The organism is Nocardia jinanensis (assembly GCF_014645735.1).
Taxonomy (GTDB): domain Bacteria; phylum Actinomycetota; class Actinomycetes; order Mycobacteriales; family Mycobacteriaceae; genus Nocardia; species Nocardia jinanensis.
In genome coordinates, this window is the sequence record NZ_BMMH01000003.1 from 108,900 (window position 1) to 120,733 (window position 11,834).

An 11,834-nucleotide genomic window follows, 5' to 3' on the forward strand; every position below is an offset into this window, starting at 1 on the left:
GGAGGCTGCACCATGACCATTGTCGGCCACACCAGCGTCGATACCACCTGGACGCAATGGTATGAGCGGTGCTCGGTCCGGCTGCGCAGCCCGCACGGCACCAGCGACCCGGTCGCCCGGCACCGGCTCGGCGAAGCGCCGGAGCAACTGCCGGGCCTGCCCGGTACCTGGTGGGTCATCGACGGCCGGGTGTTCATCGCCGCCAAACCCGGCGACCGGCTGGACCACGCCGGCGAACGGATCGCCGGTATCGAGATCCTGGATCCGGTCGACGGCGCACCGGGACTCATCCTGCGCCACGACGACCGGGCGCTCGAAGTGGTCCGCCAGGACGATCGGATCGGGGTCCGGGTCTACGCCCCCGCCGACTGAGAACCCGCCGTCACCGTTCCGGCGCGCAGCGGTGACGCGGTGACGCCGTAACCCAGGTTGGTCAACACCTCGCTGGTCGCCTTGGCGAAGTTCAGGGTGATGAAGTGCAGGCAGGGAGCACCTTCGGCGATCAACCGCTCACCCATCCCGGTGGCGATCTCGATCCCGGCGGCCCGGACCGCGGCGCGATCCTCCTCCGGCCCCGATCCGGCGGCCACGCGCAGCCGCTCGATCACGCGGTCCGGTAGCGGTCGGCCACACAACTGCTCGGCCCGCTCCACCGTGCGCAGCGAAGTGATCGGCATCAGCTCCGGAATGATCGGCTTGGCGCCCTCCACCGGGTCCAGGGCCGCGATCCGATCACGCAGTCGCAGGTAGTCGTCGACGTCGAAGAACATCTGGGTGATCGAATACTCCGCGCCCGCACGCAGTTTCGCCGCCAGATACCTCGTATCGTGGTCGAGGTCGATCGAGCGGTGGTGGCCCTGCGGGAACGACGCCACCCCGACGTGGAAATCGCCGAGGTCACGCACGATCCGCACCAGTTCCTCGGCGTACTCCACCCCGCCGGGGTGTTTGTGCCATTCGCCCAGCGGATCGCCCGCCGGATCGCCGCGCAGCACGAGGATATTGCTGATCCCGGAATCGGCGTAGGCCCCGACGATCGACCGCAGCTCGGCGACGCTGTGCCCGACCGCCGTGAGATGGCCGACCGGCAGCAGGGTGGTCTGCAACGCGAGTTCGCCGGTGACGCGCACCGTGCGGTCGCGGGTGCTCCCACCGGCGCCGTAGGTCATCGAGACGAACGCCGGGTGCATCCGCTCGAAGGCGCGCACCGCACGCCACAGCCGCTGCTCGCCCGCCTCGTCGCGGGGCGGGGAGAACTCCACGGAGAAGGGCACAGCGCCGTCGGCGTGCCGCCCCAGGCTCTGCACGACCGAAGGCGTCGCGGAGACGTCCGGTGACGTGGGAGACGGCCGGCCAGGGGTCGGGAGTCCCCGCGCGTTGTCGAAAGTCACCGGCTCAGTCTAGAGGCGGCCCCGCACCAGCCCCGACTCTCTCCCGCACAGGCCGCTACCCACTCCCGGTCCGGGCTCGCGCGCGCGTATTCTGCGATCAGGTCCCGCCGCCGCGGCGGGCGAACGTGGGTCGCTCCCGCCGCACCGGGCGCCATCGGCTCCGGCGGCCGTTCCCACGCGAATCGAAACGAGCTGGGAGGTCACCCTGTCCACCGGAACCGGTACCCCGACCCGGTCGGGTCCCACCTCGGTCGTCCCCGGGACAGCGGCCTTCGCGACGGCCGTGGAACAGGCCCTGACCGATTTCTTCACCACCCGCCGCGATCCGGTCGCCGAATTGGGCCCAGTGTTCGCCGAGAGCGTCGAGGCTCTCGAATCGTTCACGCTGCGCGGCGGCAAACGCACCAGGCCGGGTTTCGCGTGGATGGGCTGGCTGGGCGCCGGTGGTGATCCGGCGAGCACCGGCGCGGCGGCGGTCCTGCGGGCCTGCGCGGCCCTGGAACTCGTACAGGCCTGCGCGCTGATCCACGACGACATCATCGACTGCTCCCGCACCCGGCGCCGGTTCCCGACCGTGCACGTGGACTTCGAGCAGCGGCATCACCGCGCGGCATGGTCCGGGGACTCCGCGCACTACGGCGAGTCGGTGGCGATCCTGCTCGGCGATCTGGCGCTGGCGTGGGCCGACGATATGGTGCACGACGCCGGACTCGATCCGGCGGCATTGGCCCGGTTCGCGCCGGTATGGGCCCGGATGCGCACCGAGGTGCTGGGTGGCCAGCTGCTCGATGTGCACGGGGAGGCCAGTGGCGATGAATCGGTGGCCGCGGCGCTGCGGATCAACCGGTACAAGACCGCCGCCTACACCGTGGAACGCCCGCTGCATCTCGGCGGGGCGCTCGCCGACGCCGACCCCGGGCTGATCGCCGCCTACCGCACCTATGGGACCGATATCGGGATCGCCTTCCAGCTCCGCGACGATCTGCTGGGGGTGTTCGGCGATCCCGCGGTGACCGGTAAACCTTCCGGTGACGATCTGCGCGAAGGTAAGCGCACCGTTCTGGTCGCCGAGGCGCTGCAACGCGCCACGGAAACGGACCCGGCGGCGGCCCGGAAACTGCGCGGCGAGATCGGCACCGATCTCTCCGAAGAACAAGTGGGCGAATTGCGCGCGTTGCTCACCGAGCTCGGCGCCGTCGACGCGGTGGAGGCCAGGATCGCCGCGCTGACCGACCAGGGCCTGACCGCGATCGACGCCAGTTCCGCCACACCCGAGGCCAGAGCACGGCTGCGTGAGATGGCGCTGGCGGCCACCCGGCGCGCGGCATGACCGGCGGTAACCACGCCGACGGGGCGGCGGCCGGCCGCGGCGGCGGGCCCGTACCTACGAGCGGGCCGCCCGTGAAGGCGGTGACCGGACCCACGGAGCAGGTGGTCGTGGTCGGCGCCGGGCTGTCCGGTCTCGCGTCCGCGCTGTACCTGACCGGCGCCGGCTGCGCGGTCACCCTGGTGGAGCGCGCCGATCATGTCGGCGGCCGGGTCGGGCGGTACCGGTTCGCCGACTACGAGATCGACTCCGGGGCGACCGTGCTCACATTGCCCGCACTCATCGACGACGCGCTGGCCGCGGTGGGGACCGACACCTCGAAGACGGTGCCGCCGCTGCGGATCCGGCAGTTGGACCCGGCCTACCATGCTCGCTTCGCGGACGGATCCGAGCTGCGGGTCTTCTCCGACCCCGACCGGATGAGTGCGGAGGTGGCTCAGACCTGCGGACCGGACGAAGCCGTCCGGTACCGGCGGCTGCGGGACTGGCTGGGTCGCGTGTTCCGGGCCGAATACGACGAGTTCCTGGCGACGAACTTCGATTCACCGCTGGACATGGTGCGTTTCCCGGGCAAACGGGCGGCCCTGCTCGAACTGGTCCGGCTCGGTGCCTTCGGCCGGCTGGGCAACCGGGTCGACCGGACGCTGCGGGACCCCCGGCTGACCCGCCTGTTCACCTTCCAGGCGCTGTACGCGGGGATGGCACCCGAGCAGGCGCTCGGCGTGTACGGTGCGATCCCCTATATGGATACCGGCCTGGGCGTCTACTTCCCCGACGGCGGAATGCGATCTGTCGCCGAAACCCTGGCGGGCGCCTTCACCGCGGCCGGTGGCCGCCTCGAACTCGGCACCGAGGTCACCGGAATCGACTATGACCGGAACCGGGCCCGGCGGGTACTACTGGCCGACGGCCGGGACCTGCCCTGCGATGCGGTGATCCTCACCGCGGATCTGGGATCCCTGGATCGCTTCGGCGCGCGCCCGCCGCGGCGGCTGCGCGCCTCCCCGTCGGCGGTCGTCGCGCACGGCACCGTACCGGCCGGGATCGCCGAGAGCTGGCCGGTACAGGCACATCACACCATCGACTTCGGCGCCGCCTGGTCGCGGACCTTCGCCGAGATCACACCGCGACGCGGCGGCCGTCTCATGAGCGATCCCTCGCTACTGCTGACCCGCCCCGCGCTCAGCGACCCCGGTCTCTACCTCACCCGCGGCGAGACCCGGTACGAACCGTTCTCGCTGCTCGCTCCCTGCCCCAACCTGGATTCGGCACCGCTGGATTGGAATCGGCTCGGCCCCTCATACCTGCGGGAACTGCTCGCAGTCCTGGAGTCGCGTGGGTATCACGAGATCTCGGCGCAGTTCAGCGTGGACCGGCTCGACACGCCCGCGACCTGGCTGGATCAGGGCATGATCGCCGGAACTCCGTTCTCGGCCGCGCATCTGTTCCGTCAGACCGGCCCCTTCCGCACCCGTAATCTCGCGCGCGGCAGGGAGAACGTGGTCCTGGCCGGATGCGGTACGACGCCGGGGGTCGGTGTGCCGACCGCGCTGCTGTCGGGAAAACTCGCGGCACAGCGCGTTGTGGGCGAGAATCGCGGTGCCCGGACGCGCGCCCCCGCGACCGTCCGGCCGCCGTCCGTGACGGAAGCCGTAAACTGAGCGCCGACCTATTCGCCCGCGGTTGCGACCGCCGACCATCCAGGGGGGACCGACACCGGATGCCAGCCCCCTATATGCACACCACGACCACTACTGTTCCCGTCGCCGATACCGGCGCGGGCATCTCGGATCCGCAGACCGCGCGGACGGCAGGACGTGCCGGATTCGCGCCCGGTTTCCGGGGTTGGCTGCGTTTCTGCGCCGACTTCCTGCGCAGCCCGGAAGGTCACGCGGCACTGCTCGGATTCGCCGGCGCCGTGATGATCACCTTCGGCGGCTTCGGCGCCGGCGGCGTACGCAAACGCGATCCGCTGCTCGAGACGGTGCACCTGTCCTGGCTGCGGTTCGGGCACGGCTACGCGTTGTCGATGATCTGCGTCTGGGCCGGGGTGCTGATGATGGTGGCCGCCTGGGTGCGGCTGGGCCGGATAACCCTCGGATTCGGCGGCCACACCGGCGAAGTACGGCTCAACGAACTGCGCGCCATCGTCGGTATCTGGATCGCCCCGCTGATGTTCACGGTCCCCATGTTCAGCCGCGACGCCTATTCCTATCTCGCCCAGGGCGCGCTGCTGCGCGACGGTTTCGACCCGTATCAGGTGGGCCCGGTCGCCAATCCCGGGATCCTCCTCGACAACGTGAGCACCGTCTGGACCACCACCACCGCGCCCTACGGTCCGGTGTTCCTGTTGCTGGGTCGCGCGATCACCGCGGTGACCGGGGACAGCGTGGTCGGCGGCACGATCGCGCTGCGTTTCGTGATGCTGCCCGGCCTGGTGCTCATGATGTGGGCGGTGCCGTACCTGACCAAACATCTCGGCGGCAGGCCGGCCGTCGCCCTGTGGCTGGCGGTGCTCAACCCGCTGGTGCTGATCCACCTGATCGGTGGCGTGCACAACGAGATGCTGATGGTCGGCCTGATGTGCGCCGGAATCGCACTGGTCCTGGAACGCCATCACGTGGCAGGGATCGTGGTGGTGGCGATCGGGGTCGCGATCAAGGCGACCGCCGGCGTCGCGCTGCCGTTCCTGGTGTGGATCTGGATGCTGCACGAACGCGACCGCCGCGCCGAAGACGGCCAGCGCGCCGCCCTGGCCACCACCAGCCGGGAGTTCCTGGCCCACCACTGGAAGATGTTCGCCAAGATCGCGGGCCTCGGTCTCGCGGTATTCGCCGCGGTTTTCGTGGCGGCCTCGGCGATCGCCGGTGTCGGAATCGGCTGGCTCACCGCGCTGTCGGGGTCACGCAAGATCATCAACTGGTTGTCGCTGCCCACCGTCATGGCGCACGTCGTCACCTGGATCACCCCGTTCGGACTGGATTCCGCCCTCGAAGTGACCCGCATACTGTGCATGCTGGCCCTGCTGGTGTTGCTGGTGTGGACGTGGTGGCGGTTCAAACTCACCGAACGCGACGCGGTCCTGGGCATCCTGATCGCTTTCGTCGCCATCGTGATCCTGTCACCGGCCGCGCTGCCCTGGTACTACTCGTGGCCGCTGGCCCTGGCCGCGGGCTTCGCACTGTCGACCACCACGCTCATGACCCTGGTCGGGATCTGCACCTGGCTGATGCTGGTCTTCCAGCCCGACGGGTCGATCGGACTGTACAACTTCTGGCATGTCGCGGCCGCGACCTTCGCCTCCGTGGTAGCCGCGCTCTCGCTGCGCAATATCGACCCGCTACGACTGCGTGGCACCCCCCGCGCCCCACACGCGGTCTCCGCACCCGTGGTCACCAGCGGTCTGTGAACGACCCACACGGTATGCGGTTCGGCGTACCACCGCCGACCGATCCGCGGGGTCGTGCGGCGCTACCGGATGCCTACCGGTACTGCCGTCACATCGCCGCGTCGCACGGTCGTACGTACTATCTGGCGACCCGGCTGCTGTCCGCGGACCGCCGCCCCGCGGTACACGCGCTGTACGCCTTCGCGCGGACGGTGGACGATATCGTCGACGACCCGCGGGGCCCCGGCGATGATCCACACGAGGCCGTCACCGCGCTGGACGCCGTCGAGCACCACCTCCGCGCCGCCTGGGTGCGGCCCGTGTCCGCGCGGCGAGCACCGAGCCCCCACGCGGCGCTCCCACCGGAGTTCGACCGGGTCGTATCGCCACTCACCGATACCGTCACCCGATTCGCGATCGAGCCGCGCCACTTCTGGACCTTCCTGGATTCCATGCGCATGGACATCCCGGAGTCGCCCCTGTTCCGCAACCGTTACCCGACGATGGCGGCGCTGCACGAGTACATGCGCGGGTCGGCCGCGGCCATCGGTCTGCAACTACTACCCGTACTGGGCACCGTCTGCCCGGTGGCCGAAGCCGAACCCGCCGCGGCCGCGCTCGGCAACGCCTTCCAGCTCACCAATTTCCTGCGCGATATCGGCGAGGACCTCGACCGCGACCGGATCTATCTCCCGACCGCCGACCTCGCCGCATTCGGGGTGGACGAAGCACTGCTGGCCGATTGCCGGCGCACCGGACGTACCGATCGGCGCCTGCGCCGGGCACTGGCACATCTGATCGCGGTCAACCGCGACTTGTACCGGGGCGCGCGGCCCGGTATCGACCTGCTGAGCCCTCGGGTGCGCCCCGCCATCCGCACGGCCGCGACCCTCTACGCGGCCATCCTCGACCGCATAGAGGACAGTGGCTACGCCGTATTCGCGCAGCGCGCCGTGGTACCGCAGCGCAGGCGGCTGCGGCTCGCCGTGAGCGCGGCACTGGGGACCTGAGATGGACTGTTCAGAACGGGTCGGCGGCGGCGCGGCGCAGCACCTCACGGGCCAGCGGCCCGTGCAACGCTTCGACCGGCTTACCCGGCAGCGTCTCGTCGTCGGTGAAGATCCATTCCAGGATCTCCTCGTCGGTGTACTTCGCGTCACGCATCACCGTGATCAGCCCGGGCAGCCATCTCAGCACTGCGCCCGTATCGTCGAAGAAGATCTCCGGGACCCCGGCCACACCGTCGCGCCGGACGGCCAGCAACTGGTTGTCACGCAGCATCTGATGCACCCGGGTCACCACGATGCCCAGTTGTTTCGCGACTTCGGGCAGCGCGAGCAGGGGTACCGAGGCGGGCAGGACATCGGTACTGCAGGGAAAGGCACTCACGGAAGACAACCGTAGACGCTGCCCGCCTCCCCGCCGTGAGACACCCGTGGCAGCCCGGCCGATAACATCGACAACAGCCGCGTGGGCGGCCACCGTGTGGACACGGTAGGAAAGTGGAGAGGTTCGTGACAGCCGGAACAGAATTGATCGACGCCGTACTCGACCGGCGATACCGGATCGACGCGCCGATCGCCCGCGGTGGGATGTCGATGGTGTTCCGCGGCGTGGACACCCGCCTGGGTCGTCAGGTCGCCATCAAAGTGATGGATCCCAAGTTCGCCGGTGACCCCCAGTTCCTGAGCCGCTTCGAATTCGAGGCCCGCGCGGTCGCCGGACTCAAACACCCCTCCCTGGTCGAGGTCTACGACCAGGGTATGGACGGTGAGTACCCGTTCCTCGTCATGGAGCTGGTCCAGGGCGGCACGCTGCGTGAACTGCTGCGCGAGCGCGGCCCGATGCCGCCGCACGCGGTGCGCGCGGTGGCCGAGCCGGTACTGGCCGCGATCGGCGTCGCGCACGCCGCGGGGCTGGTACACCGCGATGTAAAACCCGAGAACGTGCTCATCTCCGATTCCGGTGACGTCAAGATCGCCGATTTCGGACTGGTGCGCGCGGTGGCGGCGGCCAACACCACCTCGGCCAGCGTCATTCTGGGCACCGCGGCCTATCTCTCGCCGGAACAGGTGACCTCCGGTAGCGCCGACGCCCGCAGCGATGTGTACGCGTTCGGGATCCTGATCTTCGAGCTGCTCACCGGCCGCGTGCCGTTCACCGGCGACAACTCGCTGTCGGTGGCCTACCAGCGGGTGGAGAACGACGTTCCGAGCCCCAGCGAGTTCATCGCCGGGGTCCCGCCCGAATTCGATCGGCTGGTCGCCCGCGCGACCGCCCGGGAGCCCGGGCACCGGTTCGCCGACGCCGGCGAAATGGTCGCCGAACTACGCGCCATCGCCGCGCGCCTGGATCTACCCGCCTACCGAGTGCCCGCACCCCGGGATTCGGCCGAACACACCAGTGCCCACCATCCGGTCACCCTGCCGGCCCCCGAGCCCGCCGCCGCCGGCGCCGGTCCGCACGCCACGCGAATGGTGACCACGGCCCGGCCCCGGAACGAGCCGCCACCCCCCACCTACATCCCACCGCAGCAACCCACCCAGTACAGCGCCTATCAGGAGTCCCGGGCCAACCACCGGCGCAACGGCATGATCTGGGCCGCCGTGGTGGTGGTGCTGACACTGCTCGTCGGAATCGGCGGCTGGTGGCTCGGCACGGGCCGCTACGCCACGGTCCCCTCGGTCGCCGGTATGACGCTGGAGAACGCCACCGCCGAGCTCCAGGAGGCCGGATTCGATACCGGCACCCGGGACAAGGCCTCCGATACCGTCCCCGTCGGCGGCGTGGTGGGCACCGATCCGGGCCCGGGCGCCCGCGAGGCCAAGGGATCCACCATCGATGTCCTGGTCTCCAGCGGGAAGCCCCGAGTGCCCGCCGTCTCCCTCGGTGACACCTGGGACGACGTCCAGCAATTGATCCGCGACCAGGGCCTGCAACCGGTGGACGGTGGCGAAGTCGCCAGCACCGTCCCCGAAGGAACCCTGGCCCGTATCGATCCCGGCCCCGGCACCGTCCTGCCCGCAGGGGCTCATGTGCAGATCTGGAAGAGCAACGGATCCAAACCGGTCCAACTGCCGGATCTGCGTGCCGCGACACCCGAACAGGCACGGCAGAAACTCACCGATCTCGGACTCACGGTCGGCGGCGAACGCCCCGTCTACGACAAACTCGTCGAAGTGGGTCGTGTGGTCGGCAGCGATCCCACCGTAGGCACCACGGTCGACGCCGGATCCTCGGTGACCCTACTGGTCTGCGAAGCGGTCACCATGCCTTCGGTGATGGGCAAAAAGGTATCCGAAGCCCGCCGGACCCTGGAATCGCTGGGCCTGACGGTCCAGGTCCGGCAGCTGGCGCCCTTGGACTCCTCGGCGGTGGTCTCCCAGAATCCTCCGGCGAACGCCAACGTCGAGCCGGGAGCAACGGTCACCATCGTGGCTTTCCCCTGACAGTTCACCTTCGGATAGACGTCCCGCCGACGGCCGGGTGGAGAACCGGGTGGATTCGGCGGGACCGGTCGGAGAAAGCGGAGATGCCGGCGCGAGTCTCGACGGCTGAACGGCGAGACTCAGGGCCTCGACCCCCGCGACGCCGCGGGCGGCGCCGAAAACACAGCCCTACCGCAGCATCTCCGCGACCAGGAACGACAGCTCCAGCGACTGCTGGGTGTTCAGTCGCGGATCGCAGGCCGTTTCGTACCGGCCGGACAGGTCGAGGTCGGAGATGTCCTGGGCCCCGCCCAGACATTCCGTGACATCCTCACCGGTGAGTTCGATATGCAGACCGCCCGGATGGGTACCGAGTGCGTGGTGGACCTCGAAGAAGCCCTGCACCTCGTCGACGATGCGGTCGAAATGCCGCGTCTTGAAACCGGTCGAGGATTCGTGGGTGTTGCCGTGCATCGGGTCGCACTGCCAGATGACCTGATGCCCGGTGGACTGAACCTTCTGCACGATCGCCGGGAGGATCTCACGGACCTTGGTATTACCCATCCGGGAAACCACGGTCAGCCGGCCGGGTTCGTTGTTCGGATCGAGCCGTTCCACGTACTCCACCGCCTGCTCGGGGGTGGTGGTGGGCCCGATCTTGAGGCCGATCGGGTTGGCGAGCAGTTCGGCGAAAGCGATATGCGCGCCGTCCAGCTGACGCGTGCGCTCCCCGATCCACAGGAAGTGCGCGGACAGGTCGTAGAGGACGGGGTCACCGGCCGAGTTGTGCGCGAGCCGCAGCATGGCACGCTCGTAGTCCAGGACCAGCGCTTCATGGGAGGCGTAGATCCGGGCCGATTGCAGGCTGGGATCCACGACCCGGCAGGCGTTCATGAAACGCAGACCCCGGTCGATCTCCCCGGCGAGGGCCTCGTAGCGCGCACCGGCCGGAGACTGCGATACGAAGTCCCGGTTCCAGTCGTGCACTTTGTGCAGATCGGCCATGCCGGCGTTGGTCATAGCCCGGACCAGGTTCATCGCGGCACTGGCGTTCGCATAGGCGCGGACCAGGCGGGAGGGGTCGTGCTCACGAACAGAGGCGTCGGCGACCAGGGAATTGATCATATCGCCCCGGTAGGATTTCAAACCGAGGGCGTCGGTATCGGAGGAACGGGGTTTCGCGTACTGGCCCGCGATCCGCGCGACCTTGACCACCGGCAGGCTCGCACCGTAGGTGAGCACCACCGCCATCTGCAACAGGGTGCGAATATTGCCGCGAATATGCGGTTCGGTGTTGTCGGAGAATGTCTCCGCGCAATCACCGCCCTGCATGAGGAACGCCTCACCGCGCGCCACCTCGGCGAGCCGCTCCCGCAGTTCGTCGACCTCCGCGGGTACACAGATCGGTGGCACGCTCTCCAGCACCGTGCGCATGTTCGCCGCCTGCTCGGGGTCCCACGACGGCTGCTGCAGCGCCGGGCGCGACAACGCGTCGTCGAGCCGTTTCCGCAGGTCATTGGGCAACGGCGGAAGCTCGGGCAAACGGTCGATGGGAACGTCGACGGTCCAGTTCACCCCTCCAGCCTACGTTGCTGTGTTCACGGCCCCGCCCTCGGCGCCGCGGGTGGGGCGCGCCGGGGGCGGGGCCGATGAACACAACCCCGACCCTGCGGCGCCGAAGGCGGCGCCAATAAACTCAGCGCGTTCTGTTCGCCGCCGAGGGGACCCACCTTTTGAGATATTTCTACGATGCGGAGTTCATCGAGGACGGCCGTGTGATCGACCTGGTGTCGATGGGCGTCGTCTGCGAGGACGGGCGTGAGTTCTACGCCGTGTCCACGGAGTTCGACGCGGGCCGCGCGGGGCCTTGGGTGTGCAAGAACGTCTTGCCGAAGCTGCCCCCGCAGAGTTCTCCGCTGTGGCGGACCAGGGAACAGATCCGGAACGATCTGTATCGATTCCTGGTCCCCCGGCCCACTGTGCAACCGGAGCTGTGGGCGTGGGTCAGCGCCTATGACCATGTGGTGCTGTGCCAGTTGTGGGGTTCGATGGTGGATCTGCCGCCGGCCCTGCCCCGATACACCAACGAACTGCGGCAGCATTGGGAGGCGCACGGTCGGCCGGATCTGCCGCCCCCGCCGCGCGACGCGCACGATGCGCTGGCCGATGCGCGGCACAATCTCGCCAAGTTCGAGGCTATCGAAGCGGCAAGGCGGCGCGCGAACTGAACGATCCGGTGTCGCCGCGACGCGGGGACCCGCACCGGTGAACGAACAGGCCCCCTGGTCCGAGGACCAGGG

At 69.1% G+C, this 11,834-nt stretch carries 10 protein-coding genes; 7 read left to right on the forward strand and 3 right to left on the reverse strand.

From position 1 onward, the window contains the following. Positions 1-12 precede the first annotated feature (12 nt). The gene (locus IEY68_RS09220) at positions 13-372 is read left to right on the forward strand and encodes a hypothetical protein (RefSeq protein ID WP_062998356.1); all 360 of its coding nucleotides are present in this window, start codon (positions 13-15) and stop codon (positions 370-372) included. Here IEY68_RS09220 and IEY68_RS09225 read toward each other — a convergent pair. Next, entirely contained in the window at positions 354-1,391 is a 1,038-nt protein-coding gene (locus IEY68_RS09225) for a methylenetetrahydrofolate reductase (RefSeq protein WP_062998358.1), read from the reverse strand. The genes IEY68_RS09220 and IEY68_RS09225 overlap by 19 nt on opposite strands. Positions 1,392-1,596: 205 nt before the next feature. On the opposite strand from IEY68_RS09225, the gene IEY68_RS09230 reads away from it, so the two are divergent. The 4 genes from IEY68_RS09230 (at position 1,597) to IEY68_RS09245 (ending at position 7,116) form a co-directional block, all read left to right on the forward strand. Beyond that, complete coding sequence (locus IEY68_RS09230; RefSeq protein WP_062998360.1) at positions 1,597-2,721, forward strand: polyprenyl synthetase family protein; 1,125 nt, start codon at positions 1,597-1,599, stop codon at positions 2,719-2,721. A 71-nt stretch (positions 2,722-2,792) separates the two neighbouring features. Next, entirely contained in the window at positions 2,793-4,379 is a 1,587-nt protein-coding gene (gene crtI / locus IEY68_RS09235; protein WP_062998392.1) for a phytoene desaturase family protein, read from the forward strand. 74 nt (positions 4,380-4,453) lie between these two features. After that, positions 4,454-6,127, forward strand: a complete 1,674-nt coding sequence (locus tag IEY68_RS09240) for an alpha-(1->6)-mannopyranosyltransferase A (RefSeq protein ID WP_189094208.1) — start codon at positions 4,454-4,456, stop codon at positions 6,125-6,127. Positions 6,128-6,141: 14 nt separating this feature from the next. Further along, positions 6,142-7,116 (forward strand): phytoene/squalene synthase family protein, encoded by a 975-nt coding sequence (locus IEY68_RS09245; RefSeq protein WP_062998396.1) that lies wholly within the window; start codon positions 6,142-6,144, stop codon positions 7,114-7,116. 10 nt (positions 7,117-7,126) lie between these two features. Here IEY68_RS09245 and IEY68_RS09250 read toward each other — a convergent pair whose 3' ends face one another. Continuing rightward, a complete protein-coding gene (locus tag IEY68_RS09250) occupies positions 7,127-7,495 on the reverse strand; it encodes an Rv2175c family DNA-binding protein (RefSeq protein ID WP_062998362.1) in 369 nt (122 codons plus the stop codon). 125 nt (positions 7,496-7,620) lie between these two features. On the opposite strand from IEY68_RS09250, the gene pknB reads away from it, so the two are divergent. Next, a complete protein-coding gene (gene pknB / locus IEY68_RS09255; RefSeq protein ID WP_062998364.1) occupies positions 7,621-9,555 on the forward strand; it encodes a Stk1 family PASTA domain-containing Ser/Thr kinase in 1,935 nt (644 codons plus the stop codon). 168 nt (positions 9,556-9,723) lie between these two features. Here pknB and IEY68_RS09260 read toward each other — a convergent pair whose 3' ends face one another. Then, a complete protein-coding gene (locus IEY68_RS09260) occupies positions 9,724-11,109 on the reverse strand; it encodes a class II 3-deoxy-7-phosphoheptulonate synthase (RefSeq protein ID WP_062998366.1) in 1,386 nt (461 codons plus the stop codon). A gap of 158 nt (positions 11,110-11,267) precedes the next feature. Between IEY68_RS09260 and IEY68_RS09265 the strand changes: the two genes are divergently transcribed. After that, a complete protein-coding gene (locus tag IEY68_RS09265) occupies positions 11,268-11,762 on the forward strand; it encodes a polyadenylate-specific 3'-exoribonuclease AS (RefSeq protein ID WP_062998368.1) in 495 nt (164 codons plus the stop codon). Positions 11,763-11,834 lie beyond the last annotated feature (72 nt).